This window comes from Halomonas campaniensis (assembly GCF_002211105.1).
Taxonomy (GTDB): Bacteria; Pseudomonadota; Gammaproteobacteria; order Pseudomonadales; family Halomonadaceae; genus Vreelandella; species Vreelandella campaniensis_A.
Window position 1 is genome coordinate 164347 of sequence record NZ_JPUA01000037.1, and the last position, 15489, is coordinate 179835.

The window sequence follows — 15489 nt, forward strand, 5'->3', positions numbered from 1 at the left end:
ATAAAAATTCAAGCGGCGAACTGATTAATGGGGTAGTAGTGGTAGGTGCTCCCTTCTGCTACGTCTGTTTCGGGATTAATCATTAAATAGCCATCGGCTTGGCTAGCCGCACTGAGCATATGCGAGCCCTGCCCACCCGCTAACTGCGCCACTGGCAGCTCTCTTGCCCAGTCCAGCACCACCCTTAACAGCTCACAACGCCCCCTGGGGCCGCGCTGAGAAAAGCCTGCCTTAACGGGATAACTCTGCAACGCAGCGACACTTCTACCTTGCATGGCATGAATAAACGGCAGCGCCAGCAGTTGCCAGCCCACCAGGGAGGCCACTGGGTTACCCGGCAGCGCCATTAACGGTGTGGAAGAGGCAGGCTCCGCGCCCAGATAACCGAACGCAAAAGGCTTCCCTGGCTTCATGGCGACCCCATGAAAATGTAACCCACCGCGCTGCTCGATCACCGGGCGTACATGATCCTCCTCGCCTACCGAAACGCCACCGGTGCACATCACCACATCTGCAGCGGTTTGTGCGTGCTCAAAAGCCTGATGCAGTGACTGCGGCGAATCAGCGATGACGCCCAAGTCCAACACATCGCACTGAGCTTGCGCTAGCAGTACGTTAAGCATGGCGCGATTGCTGTCGTATACCTGTCCCGGCGCTCTCGCAGTACCTGGGGTAATTAGCTCATCGCCGGTTGAGAGTAGCGCCACCCGCAGGCGCCGTTTGACGTTAACCGTGTTAATACCATGGCTTGCCAGCAGCGCAATCGACGCGGCATCAAGAAAAGTACCTGCAGCGAGTAGCGGGGTTCCCATGCGAGTTTCCTCGCCCTGGCGGCGAATGTTAGCGCCTAGCACCAAGCTACCCTCGAGGTGTATATGCCCGCGCTGATCAAGGGTTACCCGCTCTTGAGGCACTACAATATCTGCCCCCATGGGCACCGGCGCGCCGGTAAAAATACGCGCGCAGCCTCCTTCCGGTAGCAGCATGACGCCTGCCCCAGCCGGTACGCGTTGAAGAATGGGTAAACCTGCACCGCCAGGTGCTGCTTGGTAATCAGCCAGACACAGCGCGTAACCATCCATAGCGCTATTGTCTACCCCCGGCATGTCGAGAGGTGCGACCAGCGTTTCTGCCAGCACGCGCCCCGCCGATTGTTCTAGGGTGATGGTTTCTACTGTATTAATGGGCGTGGCGGCGTCGATAAGCCGTTGGCGTGCATCAAACAGATCTAACAAGCCGGGTGTGACTATTTCTGCGCAGTGACAGTTCATAAACGCTCCACCTCATTGGAAGAAGTCGCTTTATGGCGTCCACTGCACGGGGTCGCTGAAGGCAGCACCATGGCGGCGAAGTTGCAGGGCCGAGTGCGGGAGTCCAGCTGCAAAGCGATTATTTTGTCCCACGCCAACGCACACGCCTTGGGCGAGCCGGGCATCGCAAACATCATCGTTCGGTTAGCCACCCCCGCGACGGCGCGAGACTGGATCGTCGCTGTGCCGATGATCTTCAGAGAGTAGTGGCGGAACAGCTCGCCATACCCCTCAATCGCTTTGTCGAACAGCGGTATCAACGCCTCGGGAGTGGTATCCCGAGCGGTAAAGCCAGTGCCGCCATTAACCAGAATTGCGTGGATATCCGTTCGCGCAATCCATTCCGAGACCACGGCACGAACCTGATAGATATCATCAGGTACGATGCGCCTCTCTACCAGGATATGGCCGCTTTCGCTCAGATGTTCAACCAGCAGGTCGCCGCTGCCATCCTCATCGAAACCACGCGTATCGGAAACCGTTAGCACCGCGATGCCAAGCGGAGTGAAAAGAGCATCTACAGGAACATGGGACATCAAGCTCTCCTATTAGCTTTGCTATTGCTTCAAGCTATTGCATCAAGCTGCCGCCAGCATCGTCATCCAGAACAATGCCTTCGACGCCTATTTCGCTCTCTAGCGCCAGCAAATAGTGACGCAGCGCACGTCGAGTTGCCTGTTCCCGTAGGCTATGGCGCACCCGGTCAATAACTTGATCGAAAGGTAACGCCCTACCGTCTCGCCGTTCGTCAATACTCACCACATGCCAGCCATAGCGTGACGCCAAGGGGCGCTCGTGTAGACCTTCGGGCAAGTGCTGCAAAGCGCGATCTAACTCAGGAACAGTCTGCCCTGATACCAACCAGCCCAAATCACCATCCAGCTCTTTTGAAGGGCACGCGGAGTGGTGCTGAGCAAATTCGGCAAACCGTTCGGGTATCTGATTAAGCTGTTCGAGTAGCTTTTCGCCAAGCTGGTAAGCGTCGTCGCGCCCCTGGGAGTCATCGGGTGCGGCCGCGAGCAGAATATGCCGAACGCGTAACTGTACCGGTTCGCTGAAGCGTTCACGGTGGGTGTCGAAAAAGCGCTGGCAATCTGCTTCCCCCGGTTCCGGCACTTCAAGCTCCTGTTCGAGCAAGGCAGCAATCGCTGCATCTTCCTGTGCTTCGCTAACGTCCTGTGTCGACAGTAGGCCCAGAACGTTAGCACGCTGGCGAAGCAGCTCTCTGACCACCAACGCACGGGCTGCCTGAAGCTGGGCCTCCCCCGCCGTTTCGGCGGGGTGGTACTGCATTTCCAACGCAATCGTTTCTTCATCGATAGGGGTGTCACCGACGCGTACCGGAGGCGCAGCGACGCCCCCAGGTAGCTGTTCGATATCAATCATCTGCATGTTATTTCTCCTCTAGTCCTGGACGTGCACAAGCCGTTTTTTAAATGCGCCGGCGGACAAGCTGATAACGCCGGGTAACATAGCCGAACGGCACGCTCCACACATGCACCAGCCGCGAAAACGGGAACAGCAGGATGATGGTTAAGCCGATAAAGATATGCAGTTTGTAGATCCACGACACTTCCTGCATGTAGTCCGCCGCACCACCGCTAAAGAAGACAATCGACTGCGCCCAGCTGGAGAGTGTCAGCATCATTTCGCCGTCCATATGGCCTAGCGAGAAGATGATGGTTACCATGCCAAGGCATGCCTGTAAGACGATCAAACCCAGGATCAAGGTATCCATCAAGCTCGACGACGCCTTTACGCGAGGATTTACCAATCGCCGATAAAGCAACATGGCGCCGCCCACCACGCACATAGCACCGGCAATACCGCCGACCACGATGGCAATCAGCTGCTTGGTACCGGCATGCAAGAAAGGTGCGTAAACCCAGTGTGGCGTGAGCATGCCCACCAAATGACCAAAAAAGATGACGATAATCCCGATATGGAACAGGTTGCTGGCCAGACGCATGTTTTTCGAGGACAGCATTTGGCTGGAGCCGGTCTTCCAGGTGTACTGGCCTTGGTCGTAACGCATGAGACTGCCAACCAAGAACACCGTACCGGCCAGGTAGGGGTAATAGCCGTAGATAAGATGTTGCAAATATTCAATAAACATGGCGATTCTCCTTTTAGCGATCGACCACGGTAGAGGAAGGGGCAGTGCTCCAGGCGGACGGCATGATTTTGACGGGGTCGCTGTGCACTGCATTTTTGCGCTCGGCAAGCCGCCGCCCTTCGGCAGACTGCAGCGCGCAGTCTTCGTCAGAGGTTGCCGAGAAGCGCACCGCTTCTTCTTCCCATACGGCGTCCAAGGCTTCGGGGGTGTTGTCAGGCACTTCTTTCTTGACCTGGGGCCGATGCTCCTCGACATCGCCCTCGGCGCCGATTAACGCCAACAGTGACAACGGTACCAGCGCGTGATCCGCTCCCCGCTCCTCCAGCCGCGCGGTCAGCAGCGCCAGAATATGGCGTATTTCGCCCAGCCAGCGGCCGATCTCGGCTTCATCGCACATTGAAAGGTATTCAAGAAATACCGGTAGATGATCGGGCAGCTCACGGGCATCCAGCTCAAAACCGGCCGCGCTGTACTCGGCCATAAGATCCACCATGGCCTGGCCACGGTCACGTGATTCACCGTGAACGTGCTCGAATAGCAGCAGCGACGTCGCCCGCCCCTTATCGAACATGGCCACGTACTCGGCCTGCAGCTCTAGCAGGTCGCCCTCTTGGAGACGCTGACACCACTCCATTAGCGACGCTTTGAGAGCCGCCCCCAGGCGGCGCTCGGCATTGAGAATTTCGATGAGCTCACCGCTGGCATCCTGAAGTTCCTGGGTCGGGTAATCGAGCAGGCGGGCCAGTACGCGTAGGCTACGCATACCCTGTAGCGGCTCGAACGACGGCTCAACCGGGGTTGGCGATTGGGTAGCGGCTTCAGTCATGACGAGACTCCTCAAGTTGTGGCTGCGGGTCGAAGACCTCTACCGGTTTTACCAACACGCTGGTCTGCTTACGGCCGTTAAATAGGCTGGGCTGGCTCTCACCGTGGCAACCATCACCAAAGGTAAAGCCGCATCCTCCCCGTTCAGGGAAGGCTTCGGTGGCCATTTCACGATGGCTGGTGGGGATCACAAACCGATCCTCGTAGTTGGCAATGGCCAGGTAGCGGTACATCTCCTCTACTTGGGCCACGCTCAGCCCCACGGCATCGAGCACTTCGGCGTTGGGGGCCCCCTCCACGTGCTTGCTGCGCATGTAGACACGCATCGCCATCAAGCGCTTGAGTGCCAACACCACGGGCTCCTCTTCGCCTGCCGTCAACAGGTTGGCCAGGTACTTCACCGGGATACGCAGTGATTCGATCTTGGGCAGGATGCCATCGAACTCTACATGCCCCGCCTCAGCGGCGGACTGAATCGGCGACAGCGGCGGCACGTACCACACCATCGGCAGCGTGCGGTATTCCGGGTGCAGCGGCAGCGCCAATCCCCAGTCGATAGCCATCTTGTAGACCGGTGAGGCCTGGGCGGCTTTGATGACGTTATCCTGGATGCCATCCCGCTTGGCCTGGGCAATCACTTCCGGATCGTTAGGATCTAGGAAAATCTCGCACTGGCGGTGGTAGAGGTCACGCTCGTCAGGGGAGCTTGCCACTTCCTCTATACGGTCAGCGTCATACAGCAGCACGCCGAGATAGCGAATGCGGCCCACACAGGTCTCGGAACAGATGGTCGGCTGACCGGCCTCGATACGCGGGTAGCAGAAGATACACTTCTCGGACTTACCGCTTTTCCAGTTGTAGTAGATCTTCTTGTAGGGGCAGCCGGAGATACACATACGCCAGCCACGGCACTTGTCCTGGTCGATTAGAACGATGCCGTCCTCTTCCCGCTTGTAGATCGCACCACTGGGGCAAGCCGCTACACAGGTTGGGTTCAAGCAGTGCTCGCACAGACGCGGCAGATACATCATGAAGGTGTTTTCGAACTGGCCGTAGATATCTGCCTGCACCTTGTCGAAGTTGGCGTCTTTGCGCCGCTTGGCGAACTCGGTGCCAAGAATCTCTTCCCAGTTCGGGCCCCACTCGATCTTTTTCATACGCTGACCGGAAATCAGCGAGCGCGGACGCGCCACCGGCTGGTGCTCACCGATCTTGGCGGTATGCAGGTGTTGGTAGTCGAAAGTGAACGGCTCATAGTAGTCATCCATCTCGGGCAAGTCGGGGTTGGCGAAAATGTTCGCCAGCACCCGCCATTTGCCACCAATACGCGGTTCAATCCGACCATCGTTACGGCGCATCCAGCCGCCCTTCCACTTGGCCTGGTTCTCCCACTCTTTGGGATAGCCAATACCGGGCTTGGTCTCGACATTGTTGAACCAGGCGTACTCCATACCTTCGCGACTGGTCCAGACATTTTTGCAGGTCACCGAACAGGTGTGGCAACCAATACACTTATCAAGGTTGAGAACCATGCCTACCTGGGAACGAATTTTCATTTCACGGCCTCCTGAGCACTGTTCTTCTGAACACTGTCATTGCCTTCACCATCCAGCCAGTCAACGTGTTTCATCTTGCGCACTAACACGAACTCATCGCGATTTGAGCCGACGGTGCCGTAGTAATTAAAACTGTAAGAGAGCTGCGCGTAGCCGCCGATCATATGGGTTGGCTTGGGGCAGACACGGGTGACGGAGTTGTGAATTCCGCCTCGTGTGCCGGTGATCTCAGAGCCAGGGACGTTCACGTTGCGCTCCTGGGCGTGGTACATCATCACCATGCCCGCCTTGACCCGCTGGCTGACCACTGCCCGCGCGGCAATCGAGCCGTTGGCGTTGTAGACCTCGATCCAGTCGTTGTCCTCGATATCGATCTCCGCCGCGTCAGCCTCGGAGAGCCACACCACCGGGCCGCCTCGGTTGAGCGTCAACATCAGCAGGTTGTCCGAGTAAGTGGAGTGGATGCCCCACTTCTGGTGCGGCGTGAGGAAGTTCAGCGCCTTGCTCTTGAAGCCGTTGTCGGCAGGAAGCTGGAAGCCTTTGGCCGCCTTGGTATCGATGGGCGGACGATAGACCAGCAGGCTTTCGCCGAAAGCGCGCATCCAGGCATGATCCTGATAGAACTGCTGACGACCACTCACGGTGCGCCAGGGAATCAGCTCGTGAACGTTGGTATAACCGGCGTTATAGGAGACATGCTCATCCTCAAGGCCGGACCAAGTCGGGCTGGAGATAATCTTGCGCGGCTGAGCGACGATATCGCGGAAGCGAATTTTCTCTTCGTGCTTAGGCCTCGCCAGGTGGGTGTGGTCACGCCCGGTAATTTTGGAGAGTGCATCCCACGCTTTTACTGCCACAGCGCCGTTGGTTTCCGGTGCCAGGGTCAGAATCATCTCGGCGGCATCGATAGCGCTGTCGATCAACGGACGCCCTTTATGCGGGCCATCCAGCTTGCGGTGGTTGAGTTTGCCCAGCAGCTCGACTTCAGCATCGGTATTCCAAGCGATACCCTTGCCGCCGTTACCAATGCTTTCCAGCAGCGGCCCAACAGAAGTGAAGCGCTCATAGGTTTCGGGATAGTTGCGCTTGACCTCAATCAGCGATGGCATGGTCTTGCCGGGAATCGGCGCGTATTCGCCCTTTTTCCAATCCATCACCGCCGGCTGGGCCAACTCTCCTGGCGAGTCGTGCTGCATCGGCAGCGTGACCAGGTCGGTCTCTTCGCCCAGGTGGCCTACACACACCTTGGAAAACGCTTTGGCAATACCCTTGTAAATATCCCAGTCGCTGCGCGATTCCCAGGCCGGGTCGGTGGCGGCAGTCAAGGGGTGAATAAAGGGGTGCATATCAGAAGTGTTAAGGTCGTCCTTCTCATACCAGGTCGCCGTCGGCAGCACGATATCCGAGTAGAGGCAGGTGGTGGACATGCGGAAATCCAGCGTAACCAGCAGGTCGAGCTTGCCTTCCGGCGCCTCGTCACGCCATACCACTTCTTCGGGCTTCTGGCCGCCGAAGTCGCCCAGATCTTTACCCTGAATACCGTGGCGAGTACCCAGCAGGTACTTGAGCATGTACTCATGGCCCTTGCCGGAACTACCCAGCAGGTTTGAGCGCCAGATGAACATATTGCGCGGGAAGTTCTCTGGTGCATCCGGGTCTTCCGCGGCAAAGCGCAGTTCACCGCTCTTGAGCTGCTGAACGGCATAGTCGGCAGTGGACATACCCGCGGCTTCGGCTTTTTTCGCTAGGCGTAGCGGGTTAGTGTCCAGTTGTGGTGCTGACGGCAGCCAGCCCATGCGCTCAGCACGCACGTTAAAGTCAATCAGGCTACCGGGGTAATCCTCAGCCTTGGCCAACGGCGAAAGAATTTCTTTAATCTCAAGCTTCTCGTAGCGCCACTGGGAGGAGTGACTATAGAAGAAGGAAGTAGAGTTCATGTGGCGCGGCGGGCGCTGCCAGTCGAGGCCAAAGGCCAAAGGCGTCCAGCCAGTCTGCGGACGCAGTTTTTCCTGACCAACGTAGTGGGCCCAGCCGCCACCGCTCTGACCGATACAACCACACATGACCAGCATGTTAATCAGGCCGCGGTAGTTCATATCCATGTGGTACCAGTGGTTCATACCGGCACCAACGATGATCATGCTACGGCCGTTGGTTTTATGGGCGTTGTCGGCAAATTCACGGGCAATGCGGGTGCACTGCTCTGCAGGGACACCGGTGATTTTCTCCTGCCACGCGGGGGTATAGGGGCGAATCTGATCAAACGAGGTCGCGCCATCATCTTCGCCGTCGCCGACAAAGCCACGGTCGATACCGTAGTTGGCAAACATCAGATCAAAAACGGTGACCGCCAGCATTTCGCTGCCATCGGCTCTCTTCAAGCGTTTGGCGGGCAAATTGTGGAACAGCAGGTCGTCAGCAGCACCAACGCCAGCTCCTTTTACGTGCTCAAAGTGCTCGTGCTCAATGCCACCGAAGTAAGGGAACGCCACGCGCGCGACGCTATCGTGGTGGTTGACCAAACTGAGTAACGGCTTGATTTCAGCGCCTGCGGCGTCCAGCGATTCCAGGTTCCACTTGCCCACTTCGTCGCCGGTTTCACCCCAGCGAAAACCGATGGAACCGCGTGGCACCACCAGCTGGTCACGGGTTTCATCCCAGGCAACGGTTTTCCACTCGGGATTGTTTTCCTGGCCCAGGGCAGCATCAAAATCACTGGCACGCAGTTGGCGACCCGGTGCGAAGCTGCCATCTTCACGCACTTCCAGTTCCACCAGGAACGGCATATCGGTATAACGCCGCACATAGTCAGTGAAGTAAGCACTCGGGTTATCGAGGTGGAACTCTTTGAGGATGACATGGCCCATAGCCATCGCCAGGGCGGCATCAGTGCCCTGTTTGGCGGACAGCCACTCGTCGGTCAGTTTGGAGACTTCGGCATAATCCGGGGTGATCGAGACCGTTTTGGTGCCCTTGTAACGTACTTCGGTAAAAAAGTGGGCATCCGGGGTACGCGTCTGGGGCACGTTGGAGCCCCAGGCGATGATGTAGCCGGAGTTGTACCAGTCTGCGGACTCGGGAACGTCAGTCTGCTCGCCCCAGGTCATTGGCGAGGCCGGCGGCAAATCGCAGTACCAGTCGTAGAAGCTCATGCAGACGCCACCAATCAGCGACAGGTAGCGACTACCTGCGGCGTAGCTGACCATCGACATGGCAGGAATCGGCGAGAAGCCGAGAATACGGTCGGGGCCGTACTGCTTGGCGGTGTAAACGTTAGAGGCCGCCACCAGCTCGTTGAGCTCGTCCCAGTTACCGCGAACGAAGCCGCCCATGCCGCGAGCACGCTTGTACTGTTTGGTCTTGGCGGGGTCTTCGACAATAGATGCCCAGGCGTCGACCGGGTCTGGGTTAGCCTTGAGCGCTTCGCGCCATAGCGCCAGCAGCGGCTTGCGCACTAAGGGGTACTTGAGGCGGTTGGCGCTGTACAGATACCAGGAGTAGCTGGCGCCGCGGGGGCAGCCACGCGGTTCATGGTTAGGCAGGTCGGGACGGGTACGGGGGTAGTCAGTCTGCTGGGTTTCCCAGGTAACTAAACCGTTTTTGACGTAGATCTTCCAGCTACAGGAGCCGGTGCAGTTCACCCCGTGGGTGCTACGCACTACCTTGTCGTGTTGCCAGCGGGCACGATAACTATCTTCCCACTGGCGGGATTCGCTGCGTAGCTCACCGTGTTCGTTGGCAAAAGGCTCGCGGGACTTGCGGAAGAAATTCAGCCGATCTATGAAGTGACTCATGGTCGATCTCCAGGCTCCTCGGAAATTTGCATACCCGACAGTGCGGGTTCCATGGAGTGGATTCTGCGTGATCGACAAGCGAATTACTGCGTGATTACCTCCATATACACCCTATCTACCCCCAAGGTGATAGAGCGGCCAACGTAAAGGAATAGACGGTTGGCGCTGTTGAAATTACACCGTGCGCGAATAACGGTTTTCCGTTGGTTTCAGGTAGGCGTCGAACGCCATGGCCAGGTTGCGGATCATCAATCGCCCCGACGGCAGCACCTCGATTTCATGGTCGCGCAAAGCAATTAGTCCGTCGTCCGCCATCTCTTCGAGGCTCGCCAAGGCACTCGCGAAGTAGCTGCTAAAATCGATATCGTGTCGGGCCTCGATAGCGGCAAATTCAAGACGGCCGTGACACATCAGGGTATTAATGACATCGCGGCGCAGGCGATCGTCATCGCTAAGGCGATAGCCACGGAAGACCGGTAAACGCCCTTCATCCAAACGATGCTGATACTGGGCCGTTTCCTTGACGTTCTGGCTGTAGGTATCGCCCACCTTGCCAATCGAGGTAATGCCCAGCCCAATCATGTCGCAGTCGGCGTGGGTAGAGTAGCCCTGAAAATTGCGCTGCAGAGTGCCATTTTCACGGGCCAGGCTCAGCTCGTCATTCGGAAGGGCGAAGTGATCCATGCCGATGTAGACATATCCTGCAGAGGTCAGCCGGTTAATCGTAAGCTCCAGTAGCTCCAGCTTGCGCTCGGGGGGCGGCATGTCTTCGGGGCGAATTAGCCGCTGAGCTTTAAACAGTTCGGGCAGATGGGCGTAGCTATAAGCGGCAATGCGATCCGGTTGCAGGTCAATAATCTTGGTTAGGGTCGTATCGAAACTCGCCACCGTCTGCAGCGGTAAACCGTAGATCAGGTCAACGCTGACCGATTCAAACCCCGCCTCGCGGGCAGCCTTGACCAGGGATACCACCTGCTCTTCGCTCTGGACGCGATTGACCGCTTGCTGCACGTCGTGATCGAAGTCCTGAACCCCAAAGCTCAACCGATTGAAGCCCAGCGCGTAGAGCTCGTACACCTGTTCGGGGGTCACGGTGCGGGGGTCTACCTCCAGCGAGAATTCGCGCTCTTCAGGTGCAGCGAAGTGAAAAGCCTCGTCCAGCGCCGCCATCAGTTCGCTTAGCTGGGCGTTGCTTAAGTAGGTTGGGGTGCCGCCGCCCAGGTGTAATTGGGTCATTTGCCGAGTGGTATCGAACAGCGCTCCCTGAACACGTATCTCCTGTTTTAACCACTCCAGGTATTCGGCGGCTCGCTCGGTATTATGAGTAATGATTTTGTTGCAGGCGCAGTAGTAGCACAGGCTTTTGCAGAACGGGATATGCACATAGACCGAAAGCGGCTTGGGTACTGCGACCCGATTACTGCGCTCGGCGGCGCTACGGTAATCATCCTCGGCAAACGCGGCATGAAACTGGGGCGCAGTGGGATACGAAGTGTACCGCGGGCCTGGGCGGTCATATTTCTCTACCAGGGGGCGATTGAAGAGCAGTTCATCTTGCATGATCGAAATTGGTCTCTGAAAAGGGGCTCTAAAAGAGGTCTCTGAATAAGATCTCTGGAAGTGAAGGCACAATCATTGGTTAATATTCATACAATATACGTTTTAAAAACTGCCTGCATCCAGCTTGCCTACTCTGCAGCGTTATCCGCTTTTGAAAGCCACCCCGATATGACCTGTGTCAAAAGCTGACAAAAAATAGGTGACTAAAATGCTCGGACTTTTCCCGCAAGGAGTCTCGCTATGGAGCTTGTATGTCCCGCTGGCAACCTACCCGCCCTAAAGCGCGCTGTAGATGAAGGTGCCGACGCTGTCTACTTCGGCTTCCAGAACATCACCAACGCACGGCAATTCGCCGGGCTAAACTTTACTGACAAACGTGCCCGCGAGGGGATTGATTACGCCCACCGACATGGCAAACGCGTTTTTTGCGCTATTAATACCTATCCCCAGCCCGATGGCTGGCAACACTGGACTCGGGCCGTGGATCAGGCCGCGGAACTGGGCGTGGATGCGCTGATTCTCGCCGATATGGGGCTGCTCGACTACGCTACTCGCCATCACCCCGAGATCTCGCGGCACCTTTCAGTGCAGGGTTCGGCGACCAGCCATGAAGCGCTACGCTTTTACCACCAGCATTTCGGCATCAAGCGCGCCGTACTGCCAAGGGTGCTGTCAATCACTCAGGTACGCGACCTGGCCAAGCAAACACCGGTAGAACTGGAGGTGTTCGCTTTCGGCAGTCTGTGCATCATGGCCGAAGGACGCTGCTATCTCTCCTCCTACCTGACCGGCGAATCGCCCAATACCCGGGGCGTCTGCTCGCCAGCAGCCCATGTCCGCTGGGAAGAAACGCCTGAGGGCTTAGAGTCGCGCCTTAACAATGTTCTTATCGACCGCTACGCCGAAGGCGAGCGCGCGGGCTACCCCACCCTATGCAAGGGTCGCTTCGAGGTGGCGGGGGAGACCTATCACGCCATTGAGGAACCCACCAGCCTCAATACCCTGGAGCTATTGCCGGAACTACGCGACCTGGGTATTAGCGCCGTCAAAATTGAAGGCCGTCAGCGCAGCCCCGCCTATGTCTCTAAAGTGGCCGGGATCTGGCGTCAGGCGCTCAACCGCCTAGAGGCTCAGCCTGAGCGCTTTGATCCAGAACCCGCCTGGATGGCCGGCCTTGCCGAGCTCTCCGAAGGTGCCATCACTACCCTAGGCGCCTACGAACGCCGCTGGAAATAGGAGCCTACTATGCCGAACACTACACCTCCCCCATCACCGACCTTATCAACCGGCCCTCTTCAACTCTCCCTCGGGCCGGTGCTTTTTTACTGGACTCGGCAACGCTACGCCGACTTCTACCGCGAGGCAGCCGACTGGCCGGTAGAGATAATTACCCTTGGCGAAACCGTCTGCTCGCGGCGCCGCGACATGAAACTGGACGACTGGCTAGGCATTGGGCGCGAACTCACCCAGGCGGGCAAGCAGGTGGTACTCGCCAGCCAGACACTAATCGAGTCCGAAGCCGATCTGCGTGACTTACGCAAGCTGTGTGACAACGGCGACTTCATTGTCGAGGCCAATGACCAGAGTGCCCTGCAGCGACTCTCCAGTGCTGGGCTGCCGTTTATCGCCGGTGCCGCGCTGAACCTCTACAATCCGGCGACGCTGGGCGTCATGGCACGTGCTGGAATGAAGCGCTGGCAAGCGCCGGTGGAAATGTCACAGCAAGATTTGGCCAAGCTTATTCACGATTGCCACCAGGCAGGCATTCCCCATCCATGCGAAGTATTCGCCTACGGGCATCTCCCCTTGGCCTGGTCATCACGCTGCTTTACCGCCCGGCGCCACCAAACGCCTAAAGACCGCTGCAAGTTCGTCTGCCAAAAGTACCCCGAAGGCTTGGTGCTACGTTCACAAGAATCCCGCGATGTTTTTACCCTGAACGGTATTCAAACCCTTTCCAGCGCCTGCCAGGATCTGCGCCATGAACTGACGGTCATGGTGGATATGGGGGTATCAGTGGCACGTCTCAGCCCACGGGCGGAAGGCATGGCCATGGTAGTCAAGGCTTTCGACAAGGCCCGCCACGGCAGGTTACCTACTCCCGATCCTTTAACGCTGGTGGATGCTGAAATCTGCGACGGTTACTGGTATGGCCGACCGGGTATGGATAACACCCGCACGATGATTGGCTAAAGCCATAGCCTAGGCGCCACCACGTCTTACTATTTTTCCCCACCATTTTTGATCTGGATCATTTATTGCAAAATCCTGAACGCTTACCCTTTAACACCACATATAGTATTTATTTTTATTAAAGTTAGCATATATAGGTGAATTGGGTGAAAAGCTCCACAAGCGTTCAGGTAGCAAAGCATCATATTGACGTCGCCCCGACGGTCAATGAATACCTCCAACGCGCCGACTGGCGTGTTCACGCCAATGCCAACCAGGGCTATTCATTGGGCGGTTTAATCCTCAACGTCTCGGGCAAGTTGATAGCCAACTACTGGCTCGATGAGATTTACCCCCACGCCGTGGGGGAAGCTCATAGGGAAGGTGATTTGCATATTCACGACCTGGATATGCTGTGCGGCTATTGCGCCGGCTGGTCGCTGCGTACTTTGCTGCTAGAGGGATTCAATGGGGTGCCGGGACGAGCCGAAAGCAACCCGCCCCGCCACCTCTCAAGTGCCCTCGGGCAAATGGTTAATTTTCTTGGCACCTTGCAGAACGAGTGGGCCGGGGCACAAGCCTTCAGCTCTTTCGATACCTACCTGGCCCCCTACGTGCGCAAGGACGGCCTCACCTATGCACAGGTCAAGCAGGCGCTTCAGGAATTCATCTACAACCTCAATGTGCCTTCGCGCTGGGGTAGCCAGACGCCCTTCACCAACCTAACCTTCGACTGGGTTTGCCCCGACGACTTGCGCCAACAGGTACCGGTTATCGGTGGAGAGGAGCAGCCGTTCAGTTACGGCGAACTGCAGGTTGAAATGGACTTGATCAACCGAGCCTATTTGGAAGTCATGGAGGCCGGTGACCGCCACGGGCGTGTGTTCACCTTCCCGATACCCACTTATAACATCACCCATGATTTCGACTGGGAAAGCGACAACGCCGAGCGGCTCTTCGCACTGACCGCCAAGTACGGTCTGCCCTACTTTCAAAACTTTCTAAATTCGGATCTGGAACCTCACATGGTGCGTTCCATGTGCTGCCGCCTGCAGCTTGATTTGAGTGAGCTGCTCAAACGCGGTAACGGTCTGTTCGGCAGCGCGGAGCAAACCGGATCGTTGGGAGTAGTGACGATCAACTGCGCCCGGCTGGGTTACCGCTTTGCCGGCGACCGGGCCGGGCTGTTCAGCGAGCTGGATCGCCTACTGTCGCTCGGGCGCGATAGCCTCGAACTCAAGCGCGAGCGCATTCAGCAACTAATGGATCAGGGGCTCTACCCCTTTACCCAGCGCTACCTGGGCACGTTACGCAATCATTTCTCCACTCTGGGTGTGAATGGGCTTAACGAAATGGTGCGCAACTTTACTGGGGATCGCTGCGATATCGCCGACGCCCAAGGGCTGCAGCTGGCGCTGGATCTTCTTGACCACGTCCGGGAGCGGATGCGCGAATTTCAAGAACAGACCGGCCATATGTATAACCTTGAAGCTACCCCTGCAGAGGGCACCACTCACCGCTTTGCCCGGGAGGATCTGACTCGCTTTCCTGACATAATTCAGGCCGGTACACCCGAGGCGCCCTACTACACCAATTCCAGCCAATTGCCGGTGGGCCATACCGATGATCCCTTTGAGGCACTGAGCCATCAAGACCCCTTACAGACTCGCTATACCGGTGGCACGGTATTGCATCTCTATATGCGCGAACGGATTACCTCGGCCTCCGCCTGTCGCAAGCTGGTTAAAACGGCGCTCTCTCACTTTCGCTTACCCTACCTCACAGTGACACCCACCTTTTCGATCTGCCCGGTGCATGGCTACCTGGCGGGTGAACATGAGTTCTGCCCCAAGTGCGACGAAGCACTGTGGGCAAAAACGGCGAGCGCAATTGACGCCGCCACGGCTTGAGGCATTTGCCTCACTTTTTATCAACTCGTTTAAGGAACACGCTAATGCAAACCTCTCAATATGCTAGCTTGCCCACTGAGCAGCGCCAGCGCTGCGAAGTCTGGACCCGCGTCATGGGTTACCACCGCCCGGTAAGTCAGTTCAATATCGGCAAACGTGCCGAACACCAGGAGCGACGCCATTTTACTGAAGCCGCCGCCTCTCGGTAGCTAGCCTTCACTTTTCTCTAACGACGGCTGGGGGGTC

At 57.3% G+C, this 15489-nt stretch carries 12 protein-coding genes; 4 read left to right on the forward strand and 8 right to left on the reverse strand.

Going from position 1 to position 15489, the window contains the following annotated elements; genetic code table 11:
* Nucleotides 1–8: 8 nt before the first annotated feature.
* From JI62_RS18125 to hemN, 8 genes are all read right to left on the reverse strand, one after another.
* A complete protein-coding gene (locus JI62_RS18125) occupies nt 9–1271 on the reverse strand; it encodes a molybdopterin molybdotransferase MoeA (RefSeq protein ID WP_088701513.1) in 1263 nt (420 codons plus the stop codon).
* On the reverse strand, nt 1268–1846 hold the full coding sequence (moaB, locus tag JI62_RS18130) for a molybdenum cofactor biosynthesis protein B (protein ID WP_088701514.1): 579 nt from the start codon (nt 1844–1846) through the stop codon (nt 1268–1270). The genes JI62_RS18125 and moaB overlap by 4 nt, the downstream gene beginning before the upstream one ends.
* Before the next feature lie 34 nt (nt 1847–1880).
* On the reverse strand, nt 1881–2702 hold the full coding sequence (locus JI62_RS18135; protein ID WP_088701515.1) for a peptidylprolyl isomerase: 822 nt from the start codon (nt 2700–2702) through the stop codon (nt 1881–1883).
* Between the two features lie 40 nt (nt 2703–2742).
* Nucleotides 2743–3426, reverse strand: a complete 684-nt coding sequence (gene narI / locus JI62_RS18140) for a respiratory nitrate reductase subunit gamma (protein ID WP_088701516.1) — start codon at nt 3424–3426, stop codon at nt 2743–2745.
* Nucleotides 3427–3439: 13 nt separating this feature from the next.
* Nucleotides 3440–4252, reverse strand: coding sequence for a nitrate reductase molybdenum cofactor assembly chaperone (narJ, locus tag JI62_RS18145; RefSeq protein WP_088701517.1), 813 nt, complete (start codon nt 4250–4252; stop codon nt 3440–3442).
* On the reverse strand, nt 4245–5807 hold the full coding sequence (narH, locus tag JI62_RS18150; protein WP_088701518.1) for a nitrate reductase subunit beta: 1563 nt from the start codon (nt 5805–5807) through the stop codon (nt 4245–4247). Before narH ends, narJ begins: the two co-directional genes overlap by 8 nt.
* Complete coding sequence (locus tag JI62_RS18155) at nt 5804–9601, reverse strand: nitrate reductase subunit alpha (protein ID WP_088701519.1); 3798 nt, start codon at nt 9599–9601, stop codon at nt 5804–5806. Before JI62_RS18155 ends, narH begins: the two co-directional genes overlap by 4 nt.
* 174 nt (nt 9602–9775) lie before the next feature.
* A complete protein-coding gene (gene hemN / locus JI62_RS18160) occupies nt 9776–11161 on the reverse strand; it encodes an oxygen-independent coproporphyrinogen III oxidase (protein WP_088701520.1) in 1386 nt (461 codons plus the stop codon).
* Between the two features lie 240 nt (nt 11162–11401).
* On the opposite strand from hemN, the gene ubiU reads away from it, so the two are divergent.
* The 4 genes from ubiU (at nt 11402) to nrdD (ending at nt 15452) form a co-directional block, all read left to right on the forward strand.
* On the forward strand, nt 11402–12397 hold the full coding sequence (gene ubiU / locus JI62_RS18165; RefSeq protein ID WP_088701521.1) for a ubiquinone anaerobic biosynthesis protein UbiU: 996 nt from the start codon (nt 11402–11404) through the stop codon (nt 12395–12397).
* Between the two features lie 9 nt (nt 12398–12406).
* A complete protein-coding gene (locus tag JI62_RS18170; RefSeq protein ID WP_088701522.1) occupies nt 12407–13354 on the forward strand; it encodes a U32 family peptidase in 948 nt (315 codons plus the stop codon).
* Between the two features lie 137 nt (nt 13355–13491).
* Nucleotides 13492–15243, forward strand: coding sequence for a ribonucleoside triphosphate reductase (locus tag JI62_RS18175; RefSeq protein ID WP_088701523.1), 1752 nt, complete (start codon nt 13492–13494; stop codon nt 15241–15243).
* Nucleotides 15244–15287: 44 nt separating this feature from the next.
* Entirely contained in the window at nt 15288–15452 is a 165-nt protein-coding gene (gene nrdD / locus JI62_RS23100) for an anaerobic ribonucleoside-triphosphate reductase (protein WP_027959384.1), read from the forward strand.
* Nucleotides 15453–15489 lie beyond the last annotated feature (37 nt).

What these genes read in the sequence shown, in the direction of transcription:
- JI62_RS18125 (WP_088701513.1), bottom strand. Translation starts at nt 1,271, where the DNA reads ATGAACTGTCACTGCGCAGAAATAGTCACACCCGGCTTGTTAGATCTG.
- hemN (WP_088701520.1), bottom strand. Translation starts at nt 11,161, where the DNA reads ATGCAAGATGAACTGCTCTTCAATCGCCCCCTGGTAGAGAAATATGAC.
- narJ (WP_088701517.1), bottom strand. Translation starts at nt 4,252, where the DNA reads ATGACTGAAGCCGCTACCCAATCGCCAACCCCGGTTGAGCCGTCGTTC.
- moaB (WP_088701514.1), bottom strand. Translation starts at nt 1,846, where the DNA reads ATGTCCCATGTTCCTGTAGATGCTCTTTTCACTCCGCTTGGCATCGCG.
- nrdD (WP_027959384.1), top strand. Translation starts at nt 15,288, where the DNA reads ATGCAAACCTCTCAATATGCTAGCTTGCCCACTGAGCAGCGCCAGCGC.
- JI62_RS18170 (WP_088701522.1), top strand. Translation starts at nt 12,407, where the DNA reads ATGCCGAACACTACACCTCCCCCATCACCGACCTTATCAACCGGCCCT.
- JI62_RS18155 (WP_088701519.1), bottom strand. Translation starts at nt 9,601, where the DNA reads ATGAGTCACTTCATAGATCGGCTGAATTTCTTCCGCAAGTCCCGCGAG.
- JI62_RS18135 (WP_088701515.1), bottom strand. Translation starts at nt 2,702, where the DNA reads ATGCAGATGATTGATATCGAACAGCTACCTGGGGGCGTCGCTGCGCCT.
- narH (WP_088701518.1), bottom strand. Translation starts at nt 5,807, where the DNA reads ATGAAAATTCGTTCCCAGGTAGGCATGGTTCTCAACCTTGATAAGTGT.
- ubiU (WP_088701521.1), top strand. Translation starts at nt 11,402, where the DNA reads ATGGAGCTTGTATGTCCCGCTGGCAACCTACCCGCCCTAAAGCGCGCT.
- narI (WP_088701516.1), bottom strand. Translation starts at nt 3,426, where the DNA reads ATGTTTATTGAATATTTGCAACATCTTATCTACGGCTATTACCCCTAC.